Source organism: Allobosea sp. Root483D1, assembly GCF_001429505.1.
Classification (GTDB): domain Bacteria; phylum Pseudomonadota; class Alphaproteobacteria; order Rhizobiales; family Beijerinckiaceae; genus Allobosea.
In genome coordinates, this window is sequence record NZ_LMJW01000001.1 from 892,949 (window position 1) to 908,163 (window position 15,215).

General features: G+C 67.4%; 14 protein-coding genes. 3 read left to right on the forward strand and 11 right to left on the reverse strand.

What is annotated here, in order from left to right; translation table 11 throughout:
* The first annotated feature begins 147 nt into the window (after window positions 1–147).
* On the forward strand, window positions 148–2,103 hold the full coding sequence (tkt, locus tag ASE66_RS04250) for a transketolase (protein WP_057188283.1): 1,956 nt from the start codon (window positions 148–150) through the stop codon (window positions 2,101–2,103).
* Between the two features lie 12 nt (window positions 2,104–2,115).
* The gene (locus tag ASE66_RS04255; RefSeq protein ID WP_057188284.1) at window positions 2,116–3,075 is read left to right on the forward strand and encodes a D-2-hydroxyacid dehydrogenase; all 960 of its coding nucleotides are present in this window, start codon (window positions 2,116–2,118) and stop codon (window positions 3,073–3,075) included.
* A 25-nt stretch (window positions 3,076–3,100) separates the two neighbouring features.
* On the opposite strand, the gene ASE66_RS04260 is transcribed toward ASE66_RS04255, so the two are convergent.
* The 8 genes from ASE66_RS04260 to ASE66_RS04295 all read right to left on the reverse strand — a co-directional run bounded on the left by ASE66_RS04260 (window position 3,101) and on the right by ASE66_RS04295 (window position 10,294).
* Window positions 3,101–3,697 carry a GNAT family N-acetyltransferase gene (locus tag ASE66_RS04260; RefSeq protein ID WP_057188285.1) on the reverse strand — a complete coding sequence of 199 codons (597 nt, stop codon included), beginning with the start codon at window positions 3,695–3,697 and terminating at the stop codon, window positions 3,101–3,103.
* A 142-nt stretch (window positions 3,698–3,839) separates the two neighbouring features.
* Window positions 3,840–5,099: a TRAP transporter large permease gene (locus ASE66_RS04265; RefSeq protein ID WP_057188286.1), complete on the reverse strand. Its 1,260-nt coding sequence runs from the start codon at window positions 5,097–5,099 to the stop codon at window positions 3,840–3,842.
* Window positions 5,096–5,653 carry a TRAP transporter small permease gene (locus ASE66_RS04270; RefSeq protein WP_057188287.1) on the reverse strand — a complete coding sequence of 186 codons (558 nt, stop codon included), beginning with the start codon at window positions 5,651–5,653 and terminating at the stop codon, window positions 5,096–5,098. The genes ASE66_RS04265 and ASE66_RS04270 overlap by 4 nt, the downstream gene beginning before the upstream one ends.
* Window positions 5,654–5,658: 5 nt before the next feature.
* Window positions 5,659–6,675, reverse strand: a complete 1,017-nt coding sequence (locus tag ASE66_RS04275; RefSeq protein ID WP_057188288.1) for a TRAP transporter substrate-binding protein — start codon at window positions 6,673–6,675, stop codon at window positions 5,659–5,661.
* Between the two features lie 50 nt (window positions 6,676–6,725).
* Window positions 6,726–7,610, reverse strand: a complete 885-nt coding sequence (locus ASE66_RS04280; RefSeq protein ID WP_057188289.1) for an NAD(P)-dependent oxidoreductase — start codon at window positions 7,608–7,610, stop codon at window positions 6,726–6,728.
* A gap of 63 nt (window positions 7,611–7,673) precedes the next feature.
* Window positions 7,674–8,687, reverse strand: a complete 1,014-nt coding sequence (locus ASE66_RS04285; RefSeq protein ID WP_057188290.1) for a transketolase family protein — start codon at window positions 8,685–8,687, stop codon at window positions 7,674–7,676.
* Window positions 8,684–9,526 carry a transketolase gene (locus ASE66_RS04290; RefSeq protein ID WP_057188291.1) on the reverse strand — a complete coding sequence of 281 codons (843 nt, stop codon included), beginning with the start codon at window positions 9,524–9,526 and terminating at the stop codon, window positions 8,684–8,686. Before ASE66_RS04290 ends, ASE66_RS04285 begins: the two co-directional genes overlap by 4 nt.
* A gap of 15 nt (window positions 9,527–9,541) precedes the next feature.
* Window positions 9,542–10,294 carry an SDR family NAD(P)-dependent oxidoreductase gene (locus ASE66_RS04295; protein WP_057188292.1) on the reverse strand — a complete coding sequence of 251 codons (753 nt, stop codon included), beginning with the start codon at window positions 10,292–10,294 and terminating at the stop codon, window positions 9,542–9,544.
* A gap of 139 nt (window positions 10,295–10,433) precedes the next feature.
* Between ASE66_RS04295 and ASE66_RS04300 the strand changes: the two genes are divergently transcribed.
* Window positions 10,434–11,321, forward strand: a complete 888-nt coding sequence (locus tag ASE66_RS04300) for a LysR substrate-binding domain-containing protein (protein ID WP_057188293.1) — start codon at window positions 10,434–10,436, stop codon at window positions 11,319–11,321.
* 20 nt (window positions 11,322–11,341) lie between these two features.
* Here ASE66_RS04300 and ASE66_RS04305 read toward each other — a convergent pair whose 3' ends face one another.
* The 3 genes from ASE66_RS04305 to ASE66_RS04315 are packed head-to-tail and all read right to left on the reverse strand — an operon-like array spanning window position 11,342 to window position 15,212.
* Window positions 11,342–12,523 (reverse strand): amidohydrolase, encoded by a 1,182-nt coding sequence (locus tag ASE66_RS04305; protein ID WP_057188294.1) that lies wholly within the window; start codon window positions 12,521–12,523, stop codon window positions 11,342–11,344.
* Window positions 12,523–14,094, reverse strand: coding sequence for an amidohydrolase family protein (locus ASE66_RS04310; RefSeq protein ID WP_162262439.1), 1,572 nt, complete (start codon window positions 14,092–14,094; stop codon window positions 12,523–12,525). The genes ASE66_RS04305 and ASE66_RS04310 overlap by 1 nt, the downstream gene beginning before the upstream one ends.
* Before the next feature lie 5 nt (window positions 14,095–14,099).
* On the reverse strand, window positions 14,100–15,212 hold the full coding sequence (locus tag ASE66_RS04315; protein WP_244494790.1) for an ABC transporter ATP-binding protein: 1,113 nt from the start codon (window positions 15,210–15,212) through the stop codon (window positions 14,100–14,102).
* Window positions 15,213–15,215: the final 3 nt, after the last annotated feature.

Below are 15,215 nucleotides of genomic sequence, written 5' to 3' on the forward strand. Positions count from 1 at the left end.
TTCATGTATCGCTCTAAATTTCGCGTTTTAGCGAGCGCTGGAACTTGGGCACACTCTGCTCTCCGGACATTGGATCGCAAGAGGCAGAGCTTGAACATTTCACAATGGCGCGCGCCCGCTGGATCACGCCCAGCCGCACTTGCCGACATGGCCCACGCAATCCGGTTCCTCTCGGTCGATGCTATTCTTGCCGCGGGCGAAGGCCATCAAGGCGTGCCACTCGGCATGGCAGAGATCGCCACCACCCTCTACGCCCGGCATCTGAAGTTCGATCCGGCTGATCCGACCTGGCCTGACCGCGACCGCGTCGTGCTCTCGAACGGCCATGGTTCGATGCTGCTCTATTCCCTGCTGCACCTGACCGGCTACCACCACATCTCGCTGGACGCGGTGAAGCGCTTTCGTGAGCTCGGCTCACCTTGCGCCGGACATCCCGAGTGCGAGCCGGCCGCCGGCATCGAGACCACCACGGGCCCGCTCGGCCAGGGCATCGCCAATGCGCTGGGGATGGCGATCGCGGAAGCTTCGCTCAATGCCCGCTTCGGCGATGCACTCGTCGACCACCGGACCTGGGCCTTCGTCGGCGATGGCTGCCTGCAGGAGGGCGTCGGACAGGAGGTCATCCAGCTCGCCGGGTATCTGCGGCTGGGCAAGCTCACTGTCTTCTGGGACGACAACGCCATCACCGATGACGGTGCGACCGAGCTGTCGATCTCCGAGGATGTCGCCGAGCGCTTCCGCGTGGCGGGCTGGCACGTCGAGGAGATCGACGGGCATGACATCGCTGCGATCGATGCGGCGATCGCCGCAGCCAAATCCGACCCACGTCCCTCGATGATTGCCTGCCGCACGACGATCGCGCGCGGCATTCCGCGCCTGGAAGGGCAGCGCGGCGGCCATTCCGGCAAACTCTTCCCCGAGGATCGCGCCGAGATGGCCGAGCGTTTCAGCTGGACGGGCGGACCGTTCGAGACGCCCGAGCAGATCGCGACGGCCTGGCGCACGACCGCAGCGCGCGGGGCACAGGAACGCGCGGCCTGGGGTGCACGGCTTGCGGAGACGAGCAATGCCGTGCGCGACGAATTCCTGCGTATAGACGGATGCACCCTGAAAGCGGGCTGGCGCGAGGCCATTCACGCCTTCAAGGCGCGCGCTGCTCAGGACGGCAAGGCCGAGTTCTCGATCGCGTCCTCGGGCGAGATCGCAGCGGCGCTCTACGAGGTGCTGCCGGAGATGATGACGGCTTGCGCCGATCTGGAGGCGCCGACCAACCACAAGCGCCAGCTTGCCGCCTTCAACGCGAGCGACCGGACGGGCCGCTATCTCCATTGCGGCGTGCGCGAGCATGCGATGGGCGCGCTCGCCAACGGCATGGTCGCGCATGGCGGCGTGATCCCGCTCGCCGTCACCTACCTGCCCTTCTCCGACTATGAGCGGCCGGCGATGCGGATGGCCGCGCTGATGGGCCTGCCGACGCTGTTCGTCTTCAGCCACGACTCGATCGGCATCGGCAAGAACGGGCCGACGCACCAGCCGGTCGAGATCATCGCCTCGCTGCGGGCGATGCCCAACATGCTGGTGCTGCGCCCTTGCGACGCGGTCGAGGCGGCCGAGGCCTGGGAGATCGCGCTCGCACATCGCAGCGGGCCGACCTCCCTCGTCTTCGCCCGCCAGAGCCTGCCGCAGCTGCGGCGCGACGGCGGCCCCGAGAACCGCTCGGCGCTCGGCGCCTATGTGCTCGCCGAAGCCGAGGGCGGGGCCCGCAAGGTGACGCTGCTCTCGACCGGCTCGGAGGTGCAGCTCGCGCTCGCCGCCCGCGAGCTGCTGCAGCGCGACGGAATTCCCACCGCCGTCGTCTCGATGCCGTGCTGGAGCCTGTTCGAGGCGCAGGGTCGCGCCTATCGCCGGGACGTGCTCGGCGAGGGCTGCGTGCGGGTGGCCGTCGAGGCCGCGGTGAAATTCGGCTGGGAGCGCTGGATCGGCGAGGATGGCGGCTTCGTCGGCATGAACGGCTTCGGCGCCTCCGGGCCGGCTGACGAACTCTACAGGCATTTCGGCATCACCGCCGAGGCCGTGGCGGCCGAGGCGCGTGCGCGCCTGTGACGGGAGGCAACCATGCACAGGATCGTCTTTCTCGATCGCGACACCGTCGCCCCGGCGGTGACCATCCGGCGCCCGTCCTTCCCGCATGAATGGGTCGAATACGGACAGACGCGGGCCGACGAGGTGGCAGCCTGCGCAGCGGACGCGACCATCATCGTCAACAACAAGGTCGATCTGCGCGCCGGGACGCTGGCGAGCCTGCCGCGCCTGCAGCTCATCGCGATCGCCGCAACCGGGACCGACTGCGTCGACAAACAGGCCGCCGCCGAGCGCGGAATCCCCACCGTCAATATTCGCGGCTATGCCAAGGCGACGGTTCCGGAGCACAGCTTCGCCTTGCTGCTGGCACTCGCGCGCTCGATCGTTCCCTATCGCCAGGAGGTCCTGGCCGGCGCCTGGCAGGAAGCCGGCCAGTTCTGCTTCTTCAGCAATCCGATCGTCGATCTCAGTGGCAAGCGGCTGGGCCTTGTCGGGGCAGGCGTGCTCGGCAATCAGGTCGCCGGGATCGCACGCGCCTTCGGCATGGAGGTCGTGTTCCACGATCCCGCCGCGGCACCGGGGCAGGCGGGCATCGTCAGCCTCGACGAGCTGATCGAGACCTCGGACGTGATCAGCTTGCACTGTCCACTCACCAGCGAGACGCGCGGCATGCTCGATCTCGCCGCCTTCCGCCGGATGAAGCGCCGGCCGATCATCGTCAACACCGCCCGCGGCGGCCTGATCGTCGAGGAGGATCTCGAAATCGCGCTGGACGAAGGCCTGGTGTCCGCCGCCGGACTGGACGTGACGCTGCCCGAACCGCCGCCCTCCGACAGCGCCTTCATGCGCCTCGCCCGCCGCAGCAACGTGATCTGCACCCCGCATGTCGCGTGGGCCTCGACCGAAGCCCAGCAGGCGCTGGTCGACCAGCTCATCGACAACATCGAGAACTTCGTCGCGGGCAATTCGACCAACGTGGTCGCGCCCGACTGAGCAGGCCATCAGGAGGCTGTGCCGATCAGCTTGCGGCAGGTCGCGGCGGGCGCAGCATCGGCGTCAGGACCGGCGACGATCCGATCTGGATGGTTCCGAGGATTTCGAAGCCATGCCGTTGATAAAGCGGGATGTTCCGCGGATTCGACGATTCCAGATAGGCTGCGACGCCGTCGTGGTCGCAGCGTGCGAGGGCGTGATGCATGAGCGCGCTGCCGATCCCCTGGCCCTGCCGCATCGGATCGGTGCCGATCAGCGGCAGATACCAGTGCGGGATCTCCGGATGATAGCGCGCCATGGCATCGAACATCGCATCGACGTCGGGCAGGATCGCCGGATCGGCATTCGCCTTGATGAGACGATCCAGCGTCTCGATGTCGGGCTCCACGCCGGGGGGCAGCCACATCGCGGCGCCACCGAAACCGTCGCTCACATAGGTGCTGTCGCTGTCATAGGCGGCAGCGCCGAACGCGCGGATCAGATCAGGCATCACGGCGAGATAGACCTGCGCGTCGCTCAGTGACCAGCGTGCCATCGGATCGGTCGCGAAGGCCAGCGTGATCAGCGCGGAGACGGAGCTCGCCTCGTCGCGGGAGGCGGAACGGACGGCAATGGACGTCATGGCATGGTCCGGATGTTTGCGGTCGGCCCCAGCCGATATGGGATCGCCGGCCCGCTTGTGCCATGACGGCGCGCCCGCAAGCGTCAGGATGCGGACGGGTGCCGGCAGTCCGGCACCCGCGCGACAGGTCGCCTCGACCGGCTCAGTAGATCGTCAGAGCCGGCACATAGCTCACCAGCAGCAGCACGATCATCGCGACGCCGAAGAACGGCCAGAGCTCGCGCGTCGTCTCACCGAGCGTGGTCCGGGCAATCGAGGTCGAGATGAACAATGTCGTGCCGATCGGCGGCGTGTAGAGGCCGATGCCGAGGTTCAGCACCATGATGATGCCGAGCTGGACCGGGTCGAGCCCGATCGAGGCCGCGAGCGGCACGAAGATCGGCCCCAGCAGCAGGATCGCCGGCGGCAGGTCGATCGGCATGCCGACGAGCAACAGCAGGACGTTCATCGCCAGGATGACGAAATAGGGGTTCGAGATCGTCGCCGAGACCCATTCGGCGAAGCGCTGCGGCACCTGGTCGAAGGTCAGGATCCACCCGACGATGGCGCTGCCCATGATGACGAGCATGACCACGCCGGTCGCGACGCCGGCCTCGACCATGCTGGTGCGGAACCGGCTCCAGCTCATGTCGCGGTAGAGCACGACGCTGAGGACCATCGCATAGAGCACGGCGAGAACCGCGATCTCCGTCGGCGTCGCGATGCCGAAGCGCAGGCCGAGCAGGATGAAGACAGGCATCAGCAGCGCCGGCATGCTGCGCCAGGCCAGCCGCGCCAGCTCCGCCTTGGAGACCGGCGCCTCCGGCGAGACATAGCCGCGGCGCCGCGCGATCCAGCTGCAGAGCACGATGAAGCCACCGGCCATCAGCAGCCCGGGCAGGATGCCGGCGGTGAAGAGGTCGGCGATCGAGACGTTCGAGACCAGGGAATAGAGGATCAGCGGGATCGAGGGCGGGATCAGGATGTCGATGATCGCCGAGGTCGCATTGTTGGCGGCACAGAGCGGAGCCGGATAGCCCTGCCGCTTCTGCCAGGGGATCAGCACCGAGCCGAGCGCGCTGGCATTGGCGACGGCGCTGCCGGAGACGCCGCCGAACACCACCGAAGCGACCACCGTCGTCGAGAGCGGCCCGCCGCGCCAGCGCTGCATCGCCTTGGAGGCGAAGGCGAGAAGCTCGTTGCCCAAAGCCCCGCCGAGCATGAGCGAGCCCGCCAGCATGAAGAAGGGCAGCGCCAGCATCGGGAAGGACTGGGTCTGCTGGTACATCTGCTGGGCGATGATCGTCAGCGGGATCTGGCCCTGCACCAGCAGGGCCGTGCCCGCCGCGACGATCAGCGCATGGCCGACCGGGATGGCGAGCAACATCAGGACGGTGAAGGAGACGATGAGGGTGATGCTCATGCGACCTGCTCCTCTGGCGCCGGGACAGGCATGGCTTCGGGGCCCATCAGGGCGACGCGCACGGCCTGCGTCGTCGTGACGACGATGACGAGCGCGAGCCCGATGGCGAGCGTGTAGTAGCCATAGCTCGCCGGGATCCCCATCACCGGGGAACGGTCGATCCAAAGCATGTCCGCGAGGAGCAGGATGTCCCTGCTGAGCAGGATGTAGCTGCCGATCACGATCGCATGCCCGACCAGCAGCATGATCCGCGCGCCTTGCCGGCCGAGCATGGCGAGCACGGTCTCGACCGCCATGTGCCCGCCCTTCTGCACGCCGAGCACGACGCCCGCCATGATGAAGACCGGGAAGAGCCGCTCCGGCAGCTCCTGCGCGAAGCGGAAGCCGCCGGACTCGAGCGCATAGCGGGCGCCGACATTGGCGGTGAGCATGGCGAGCAGCGCCGAGCCGACAGCGATGACGACCGCCTCGCAGAACCTGGCGGCGACGCGATCCACGCCGTCCACCAGGGCGATGGCGCCTGCGCGCCACCCCGTCCCGGGCTGCTGTGCCATAGCCTTCAGCCCCTCGCCGCTTTGGCGAGCCGGTCGACGAAATCGCCGAACGGCTTGGTCTTCCAGGCGTCATAGACCTTGGCGGAGGCCTCGCGGAAGGCGGCCATGTCGGCATCGTTGACCTGCAACTTCGCATTCGCCTTGAACTCGGCCGCGAACCTGGTCTCGGCGTCGAGGAAGAGCTTGCGCTGCAACTCGCCCGCCTCCTTGGCAGTCGCCTTGACCACCTCGCGATCGGCTGGCGACAGCCGCATCCAGGTGATCTGCGACATCAGGAAGGGCGAGCACTCCCATTTATGGGCCGAGAGCGAGATGAAGCGATTGACCTCGAAGAGCTTTGACGAGGCGATGTTGACGAGCGGGTTTTCCTGGCCGTCGACGACGCCCTGCTGGAGCGCGACATAGAGCTCGCCGAAGGAGATCTGCTCGGTGCCGGCGCCAAGCGCCTGGAAGATGTCGATCGTCATCGGATCCGGCGGCGTGCGGATCTTCAGCCCCTTGAGGTCGGCCGGCTTCACGATCGGGCGCTTGCTGTTGGTTATGTGGCGGATGCCATTGTCCCACCAGCCGAGCGGCACCATCCCGATCTTGGCGAAGCGCTGGTCGAACTCGGCACCGATCGGGCCTTCGAGGACCTTGAAGGCGGCTGCGGAATTCGGGAACAGGAAGGGCAGGCCGAGCGCCGCGAGCTCCGGCAGCAGCGCCGAGGTCGAGCCCTGGCTGTTGACGGTCATGTCGACCGCACCAGTGCGCAGGCTGGTCAGGAGCGACTGCTCGTTGCCGAGCTGCTCGGCGCCGGCGACGCGCACGGCGAGCCGTCCATTGCTGCGCTCCTTGATCAGCTCGCCGAACTTGTCGGCCGCGACCCAGCGCGGATTGCCGGCAGCGGCGTTATGGCCGAGCGTCATGGTGACCTGAGCCTGCGCACCGCGCGGGAAGCTCAGCACGGCCGGCATCGCCAGCCCCGCGGTGAGCAGGCTCCGGCGGCTGAGGCCGCCGGTCGGCAGATCGGTCTTCGTCATGTCATCCTCCCATTGTCGCCGTTTTGACGGCTCTTGCTGCTTGTTCCGGATCAGGTCGCGTCACGCCCCTGCAAGGCGCGGTAGGCCGCGATCACCTGGCTGTCGTCGTGGGCGCCAAGGCCGCGCCCCGAGACCGACAGGAAGAGCTGATGGGCCAGCGCGGCCATCGGCAGCGCCGCCTTCGCGTCGCGCCCCGCTTCGAGGACGATGCCGAGATCCTTGACGAAGATGTCGACCGCGCTGGTCACGCGCGGCTCGCGCTCCAGCATGCGGGCGCCGCGATCCCTCAGCATCCAGCTCGACGCGGCCGAGCCCGAGACGATGTCGAGCATGGCCTGCGTATCGACGCCGAGCTTTTCGGCCAGCGACAGCGCCTCCGCCGCGATGGCGAGATGAGCGCCGCAGAGCAACTGGTTGACCGCCTTCGCCGTCGCCCCCTGCCCCGGCTCCTCGCCCATGAAGACGACCTTCGAGCCCATGGCGTCGAGCACCGGCTTCACCGCGTCGAAGACGGGCCGGCGCGCCGCCGCCATGATGGTCAGGCTGCCAGCCTCGGCGCCGACGACGCCGCCGGAGACCGGCGCATCGACCAGCATATGCCCGGCAGCCTCGACACGGGCGGCGAGCGCCGCGACGGCGGCCGGCGGGCAGGTCGCCATCAGGATGGCGATGCCGCCGGGAGCAAGCTGCGCCAGCGCGGCCTGACCGAACAGGATGTCCTCGGCCTGCCCGGCGTTCACGACCATGAGAACGACAGCGTCGCGGCCGGAGAATGCCTCGGCGAGCGAACCGGCCGCTTCACCGCCGGCGGCCTGCAAGGCGCCGCGGGCCTCGGCGCGCAGGTCGAAGCCCGTCACGGCAAAGCCGGCCTTGCCCAGGTTGATCGCCATGGGCAGGCCCATCGAGCCGAGCCCCACGAAACCGATCGTCTTCATCATCCCTATCCGATCCCCTGCCCGTCCCGCGCTCCCCTTGGCGGAAGCTGCAGCGTGCTCAGGCTATTTCAGCCAGTCCTTGACCTTGCCGCAGAGGGCGGTGGTCGAGATGCCGTAGCGGTCATGCAGCGTCGGCAGCGCCCCGGCTGCGAGGAACTCGTCAGGCAGGCCGATCATACGGAAAGCGGGATGCACGCCCTCGCGCATCAGCAGGCCGGCGACGGCCTCGCCCAGCCCGCCATTGACCGTGTGGTTTTCGGCCACGACGACGAGCCGTCCCGGCTTGGCGCAGGCTTCGAGAATCGTCGCGGTGTCGAGCGGCTTGATCGTCGGCACGTGCAGCACGCCGACATCGATGCGGTCCTTCTCCAGCGCCTTGGCCGCTTCGAGCGCACGCATCGTCATGATGCCGGAGGAGATGAACAGGACCTCGTAGCCGTCGCGCAGGAGCTTGGCCTTGCCGAGCTCGAAGGAATATCCGTACTCGTCGAGCACGAGCGGTACCTGCCCGCGCAGCAGGCGCATGTAGACCGGCCCCTTGTGCCGCGCCATCGCGGGCACGACCTGCTCGATCTCGTGCGCGTCGCAGGGGTCGATCACCACCATGTTCGGCATGGCGCGGAACAGCGCCAGGTCCTCGGTCGCCTGGTGCGACGGCCCATAGCCCGAGGTCAGGCCCGGCAGCGCGCAGGCGATCTTCACATTGCGGTCTTCCTCCGCGATCGTCTGGTGGATGAAGTCATAGGCGCGGCGCGAGGCGAAGACGGCATAGGTCGTCGCAAACGGCGTGAAGCCTTCTGATGCAAGCCCCGAGGCGGCGCCGAACAATAGCTGCTCGGCCATGCCCATCTGGTAATGCCGGTCGGGAAAGGCCTGCGCGAAGATGTGCAGGTCGGTGTATTTGCCAAGATCGGCGGTCATGCCGACGACCGAGGGATCCTGCTTCGCCAATTCGACCAGCGCATGGCCGAAGGGCGCGGGCTTGGTGCGCTGTCCGTCGCCGGCGATCGAGGCGATCATCGCCGAGGTGGTCAGGCGCGGCTTGCCGGAGCCGGTTTTGGCGGCGGCGGGCTTCATGACGGCTTCCTCTCGTCGAGCGCCTGGAGCGCGAGCTGCCACTCATGCGCTTCCACCCGGATGAAATGGTTCTTCTCGCGCGCCTCGAGGAAGGGCACGCCCTTGCCCATCAGCGTGTCGGCGATGATCATGCTGGGCCTGCCCACCTGAGCCTTGGCGGCATCGAAGGCGGCGCGGACGGCGGCCAGATCGTTGCCGTCGACGCGCTGGGTGAACCAGCCGAAGGCGTCGAGCTTCTCCGTCAGCGGCTCGAAGCCCATGACCTTGGTCGAGGGCCCGTCGGCCTGCTGGTTATTGACGTCGACGACGGCGATCAGGTTGTCGAGACTGTAATGGGCGGCGGACATGATCGCCTCCCAGACCGAGCCCTCGTCGAGCTCGCCATCGGAGAACAGGGTGTAGACGCTGGCGTCGGAGCCCTTGCGCTTCAGCCCGAGGCATTTGCCGACCGCGATCGAGAGGCCGAGGCCGAGCGAGCCGCCGGACATCTCCATGCCGGGGGTGTAGCTCGCCATGCCGGACATCGGCAGGCGGCTTTCATCCGAGCCATAGGTTTCGAGCTCGTCCTCGGGGATGATCCCGGCCTCGATCAGCGCCGCGTAGAGCGCGATCGCATAATGGCCGTTCGAGAGCAGGAAGCGGTCGCGCCCCTCCCAGTCCGGATCATCCGGCCGGTAACGCATCGCGTGGAAATAGGCGACGGCGAGAACATCGGCGATGTCGAGCGCCTGCGCGATATAGCCCTGGCCCTGCACCTCGCCCATCAGGATGGCGTGGCGGCGGATGTTCCAGGCGCGGCGTTCGAGCGAGACGTTATGGCCGAGTGGCGCAGTGCTCATGGCGATGCTCTTGGCTCAACCGTGGATCAGCATGCCGCCATTGACGTCGATGACGGCGCCGGTGACGTAGGCCGAGAGATCGGAGGCGAGAAACAGGTAGATGCCCGCGACATCGCTGGCGTCGCCGAGCCGGCCGAGCGGGATGCCCTTGATGATGTCCTTGCGCATCTCGTCGGTCAGCTTGCCGCCGGTGATATCGGTCTGGATCAGGCCGGGGGTGACGCAGTTGACGCGGATGCCATCCGGGCCGAATTCGCGCGCCATCGCCTTGGCGAGGCCGAGCACGCCCGCTTTGGCCGAGGAATAGTGCGGGCCGCCGAAGATGCCGCCGCCGCGCTGGGCCGAGACGGAGGACATGCAGGCGATCGCGCCCTGCTTCCTCGCCTGCATATGCGGGATGAAGACCTGGCTCAGGAACAGCACGCCCTTGCAGTTGATGTCCTGGACCCGGTCCCAGCTCGCCTCGTCGATCTCCAGAGTCTTCACCGGCTGGGTGACGCCGGCATTGTTGATCAGGATGTCGAGATGGCCGAAGGCGGCGATGACCTCATCCGCCGCCTTCTGGCAGGAGGCCTTGTCGGCAACGTCGCAACCGAGGCCGATATGCTGCGGGCCGAGCGCGGCCGCAGCCTGCTTCGCGGCGGTTTCGTCGATGTCGAGGATGGCGATGCGGGCGCCATGGGCGGCGAACAGCTTGGCGGTGGCGAGGCCGATGCCGCGCGCGCTGGCCGCACCCGAAATCGCGGCGGTCTTGTTCTGCAGGAGCATTCCATCCCTCGATCGGCAAGTTCTTGTTGCCTGAGGGTGGCTCATGCTTCCGCGCATGAAAAACGCAAAGATTGCGCTATGACATGAACTGCATTCACCTGTCCGAGATCCGGCCCAGGTGCATCCGAGGGAAAGAACCATGCGACGCTTGCCGCTTTCCGCGCTCCAGGCTTTCGAGGCCGCGGCCCGGACAGGCTCGTTTCGCGCAGCCGGCGAGGAACTCAGCATTTCCCCGAGCGCGATCAGCCACGCAGTCCGCAAGCTCGAAATCCTGATGGGCGCCGCGCTGTTCGAGCGACAGAGCCGGGCCGTCCATCTCAACGTCGCGGGCGAGGCGCTGCTGCGCCATGTCGCGGCCGGCTTCGACGAGATGCGGCAGGGCATCGAGACCGTCGGCGCCCGCTCTGGCAACCTGCTGCGGCTGCATTGCGCTCCGTCGATGGCGGCGCAATGGCTGCTGCCGCGCCTGCGCGATCTCCTCGCCAAGCAGCCCGGGCTCGAAGTGCGGCTGGCGGCGGGGGTCGACTATCCGCAATTCGAGCATGACGAGTTCGACGCCGATATCTGCTACGGGCCACCGCGGCAGGAAGGTCTGATCGTCATCCCGCTCGGCGAGGAGACCGTGACCCCGCTCTGCGCGCCGGAGCTCGCCGCCGGGATCAACTCACCCAAGGACCTCCTCGGCGCGAAGCTGATCGAGAGCGACAACAAGCGGGTGCGCTGGACCAGCTGGTTCGGCGCCAACGACATCAGCCCGCCGGCTCCGCGCGGCTCGCGTTTCGATCGCTCGTTCATGGCGATCGCTGCAGCGGTTGACGGCCTCGGTGTCGCACTTGAGTCGACGCGACTCGCCGAGCGCGAGATCGCCGACGGCCGGCTGGTGATGCCTCTCGCAGGACGGGCGCAGGACGTCCGCTATGTCGGCCACTATCTGGTCTTTCCGCGCGCGGCGAAGGCGCGCCGCTCGGTGCGCATGTTCACGCAATGGCTGACACAGGAATTGAACCTGCCGCCACCGAAGCTCTGATGCATGCTTCCGGCGTGCCGTTAGCAGTAAATGATCGCTCCACGCGCGATCACCACGTTCGGGACCTGGCGTTCGACGACGACTTGCGGAAGATGCGTCGCCTCGAAGGCGATCAGATCGGCGCGCGCGCCTTCCCTGATCGCGCCGTCGCCGAGCCCTGCGAGCCGTGCCGGGATCGTCGTCACATGATCGAGCAGGGCCGCGATGTCCTCGTCGCGCCGCAGCCCGAAGCGATAGGTCGCGAGCATGGCCCGGTCGATCATGCCGATGACGGATGACGGGTTCCAGCAGTCGCGAATATTGTCGGAGCCGAAGAACACATCCACACCCAACTCACGCAGCTTGGGGATGGGCGGGCAGCGGTCGCCACCCGGAATGCTCGACAGGATCGAGACTTTTGCCTCGCGCAAGGCTGTCGCGGTGGCATCCAGCCGGGCGGGGGCGGCATCGGCAAGGGCAAAGGCGTGGCTGATCGTCGTGCGCCCCTCAAGGCCGGCAGCGCTGGTCCGGGCCACGATATCGTCGATCTCGGCCAGGCCGATCTCTCCGCCATCGTGCAGATGGATGTCGAGGCCGCGGCCATAGCGCTCCGCCAGGCCGAAGATGATGTCCAGCTGGCCCTTCTGGTCGCCATCGATGCCGACCGGATCGAGCCCGCCGATGAAATCCGCGCCCATGCGCAGAGCTTCCTGCAGGTACTCGGCGGCGACCGGGCAGGTCACGACACCGCTCTGTGGAAAGGCGACGATCTGGATCTGAACCCTGTCGGCCCAACGCTCGCGCAGCTCCAGCAGCTCCTTCAGCGTATCGAGCTTGGTCACCTCGTCGATGTCGACATGGGTCCGAAGACTGGTCGTGCCGAGGCGGAGCGCGGTTTCGAGCAGCATCTGTGCGCCTCGCTCCTCCAGCGAAGCGGGGTTGTCGCGGCGATGTTTCTTCTCGTCATCGATGCGCGCCCGGATCGATGGGGCCGAGCGATGCGGGCGCCAGGGCATGGCCATCAGGGTCTTGTCGAGATGGACATGCCCGTCAGTCAGGCCCGGCAGCACGAGCTGGCCGTTCAGGTCCAATTCCCGGCCGCGCTGCACCGGATCGCCCGCGGGCCGCACTGCGGCGATCCGGCCGCCAAAGATATCGATGGACACCAGACGGCCATCGGCAAGCCTGGCCCGGTTGAGGGTCAGATCGGCGGTCGCGGTCATCACCGTCTCGCATTGAAGCTGCGGAAGCCCGCTTCGGGCTCGGGCATCGGCCAGTCCTGGTAGAAGGCCCGCAGATAGGGGTGGAGGGCCTTCGCGAGGAGGCGCCGTGCGGTTTCCGCCTCGGTCGGCGGACGCTGCAGTGACGTCTCGAGTTCGGCGAGCACGGCCTCCTTGTCGATGGAGGTCATCCTGCCGCTGCGAAGCACCGGCCGGCCATCGATCAGCACATCGCGGATCATGCCGCACTTGGCTCTCTGGACGAGGGCGGAGACGATGTCGGTGTCGCCGTCGAGATAGGGCCGCGTCAGCAAGGCGCCGTCGACGACGACGATGTCGGCTGCCCTGCCGAGCTCGAGACGGCCGATCAGCTGGCCGAACCCGGTCGTGGCCGCGCCGTTCTCGGTCGCCATCCTGAAGATCTGGCGCTCGGAGAGCGGTTCGAAATCATGCCCGGGCGAGCGCTGGAGGTTCCAGGCGACACGCATCTCCTGCAGCATGTCGCGGTCATCGTTGATGCCCGCCTGGTCGATCCCCAGCGCGACCCTGATACCGGCCTGATGGAACTCCTTCACCGGCGCCACGCCGCTGCGAAGGCGCAGGCCCGAACTGGCATTGTGGCAGACGCAGGTTCCCGTGCTCGCGAGCAGATCGATGTCGGATTCGGTGCACCAGATGCCGTGGCCGATCGTCATGTTCGGCCCGAGCAGGCCGAGATCGGACAGATGCCGGACCGCGGTGCCCCCGGTGTCCTTCTGGGCGAAATGCCGCTGATAGGGCGTCTCCAGCAGATGCATGTGGAGGCCGACGCCGTAGCGCTCGGCCAGCTTTCGCTGCGCGACGAGACTCTCGACCGTGCACCATTGCAGGTTCGCCGGCGCCAGCTGCACGCAGTTCAGTCCGTCTTTGGCCGCGCCGAAGCTGTCATGCAGGGCCTCGAAATGCGCGGTGAGCTCCCCGATAGAGCTGGGCGATCCGGAGATCATGCCTTCGAGAGGCTCGCGAAGCTCGGAAGGTAGCGACGCCAGAAAAGCCTCCTGCGCGCCGTAGACGAACCTGTTCCGGTCGCGCCACATGAAGGAGTAGGAGGCGCGCATGCCGATGTCGCGATAGGCGCGCATGATCGCCTCGGGCGCGGCGAGCCAGCCCTCACGCGGCCCTGTCGGTCCGCCATGGATGTGCTGGACGGTGGTGACGCCCGATTCTACCATCTCGATGGCCGAGTAGAGCGTGTCGAGATACGGGTCGACCGTCCGCCAGCCGATGAAGCGCGGCAGCCAGAGTTCGAGCGGCAGGAAAGGCGTGCCGTGCTGGAGCGGGGTGAGCCCGGTGTGGTGATGGGCGTTCACCAGCCCGGGCATGATGATGTCGCCAGCCGATCCGAAGACCTGCGCGCCGGGATGCGCCAGCGAGAGCTGCTCGAAGGAGCCGAATTCGGCAATGCGGCCGCCCGAGACCAGCAGCGCGCCGCCTGCATGCAGCTCTGCCCGATCGTCGCTGTCGACACCGCACAGGATGTGCCGCCCACGCACGATCACCGGGCTGGCGCGATCCGCCAATTCTCGCGACGGCACCGTCGTCATTCCTTCCGAAAGGCGCGGCAGTCCGCGGTTCGCCATCCCACGGTCACCGAAGCGCCACGGGCGATGCTGACCGGCACCTTCATCGGGTCGCCCTTCGCGATCAGTTCCTGGCCGCCGAGGCTGAAGACGACGCGCGTGGCTTCGCCGAGATAGACCAGCCGCTCAACCTCGAGCGTGAAGGCATTTTCCGCCGCCCCGGGAGCAAGGCTGATGCGCTCGGGCCGCAGGCAGAGTACCGCCTGATCGCCGACCGCGAGCGGGTCGATGGCTGTCGCCGTCACGGCGATGTCCGGGGCCAGGCGAACGGTGACTGCATGCGGCGCGCTCGCGACGACCTCGCCTTCGAGCGTGTTGTTCTCGCCGATGAAACCCGCCACGAAGGCGTTCGCGGGGCTTTCGTACAGCTCCTCGGGAGGCGCAAGCTGCTGGATCCGGCCCTGATCGAACACCGCGATCCTGTCGGACATGGTCAGGGCCTCTTCCTGATCATGCGTCACATAGACCATGGTGACGCCGAGACGCTCATGGATCTGCTTGAGCTCGTACTGCATGCGCTCGCGCAATTGCTTGTCGAGCGCGCCCAGAGGCTCGTCGAGCAGGATCAGCTCCGGCTCGAAGACGAGCGCGCGCGCCAGCGCGACCCGCTGCTGCTGGCCGCCGGAGAGCTGGGCCGGCATCCTCGCGCCGAACGGCCCGAGCTTGACCATGTCGAGCGCCGCGGTGACCCGTTGCGCGATCTCGGGCTCGGCCATCTTCCGCGCGCGAAGCGGATAGGCGACATTGTCGAAGACCGTCATGTGCGGGAAGAGCGCATAGTTCTGGAAGACCATGCCGATGCCCCGCTTGTAGGGCGGCAGGGCTGTGATCTCGCGTCCCTGCAAGGTGATCCGGCCGCTCGTCGGGGCTTCGAAGCCGGCGAGCATCATCAGGCTCGTGGTCTTTCCCGATCCCGACGGCCCCAGCAGCGTCAGGAATTCACCGCGGGCGATGTCGAGGTTGAGGTCCTTCACGACGAGCGACTGCCCATCATAGCTCTTCTGGACCCGCGAGAAGCGAACCAGCGGCTCGCCGGCCGGCGCGGCGTCGGCCGCCATGGCTTGAATGCTCATGAG

What these genes read in the sequence shown, in the direction of transcription:
- tkt (WP_057188283.1), top strand. Translation starts at nt 148, where the DNA reads ATGGCCCACGCAATCCGGTTCCTCTCGGTCGATGCTATTCTTGCCGCG.
- ASE66_RS04255 (WP_057188284.1), top strand. Translation starts at nt 2,116, where the DNA reads ATGCACAGGATCGTCTTTCTCGATCGCGACACCGTCGCCCCGGCGGTG.
- ASE66_RS04260 (WP_057188285.1), bottom strand. Translation starts at nt 3,697, where the DNA reads ATGACGTCCATTGCCGTCCGTTCCGCCTCCCGCGACGAGGCGAGCTCC.
- ASE66_RS04265 (WP_057188286.1), bottom strand. Translation starts at nt 5,099, where the DNA reads ATGAGCATCACCCTCATCGTCTCCTTCACCGTCCTGATGTTGCTCGCC.
- ASE66_RS04270 (WP_057188287.1), bottom strand. Translation starts at nt 5,653, where the DNA reads ATGGCACAGCAGCCCGGGACGGGGTGGCGCGCAGGCGCCATCGCCCTG.
- ASE66_RS04275 (WP_057188288.1), bottom strand. Translation starts at nt 6,675, where the DNA reads ATGACGAAGACCGATCTGCCGACCGGCGGCCTCAGCCGCCGGAGCCTG.
- ASE66_RS04280 (WP_057188289.1), bottom strand. Translation starts at nt 7,610, where the DNA reads ATGAAGACGATCGGTTTCGTGGGGCTCGGCTCGATGGGCCTGCCCATG.
- ASE66_RS04285 (WP_057188290.1), bottom strand. Translation starts at nt 8,687, where the DNA reads ATGAAGCCCGCCGCCGCCAAAACCGGCTCCGGCAAGCCGCGCCTGACC.
- ASE66_RS04290 (WP_057188291.1), bottom strand. Translation starts at nt 9,526, where the DNA reads ATGAGCACTGCGCCACTCGGCCATAACGTCTCGCTCGAACGCCGCGCC.
- ASE66_RS04295 (WP_057188292.1), bottom strand. Translation starts at nt 10,294, where the DNA reads ATGCTCCTGCAGAACAAGACCGCCGCGATTTCGGGTGCGGCCAGCGCG.
- ASE66_RS04300 (WP_057188293.1), top strand. Translation starts at nt 10,434, where the DNA reads ATGCGACGCTTGCCGCTTTCCGCGCTCCAGGCTTTCGAGGCCGCGGCC.
- ASE66_RS04305 (WP_057188294.1), bottom strand. Translation starts at nt 12,523, where the DNA reads ATGACCGCGACCGCCGATCTGACCCTCAACCGGGCCAGGCTTGCCGAT.
- ASE66_RS04315 (WP_244494790.1), bottom strand. Translation starts at nt 15,212, where the DNA reads ATGAGCATTCAAGCCATGGCGGCCGACGCCGCGCCGGCCGGCGAGCCG.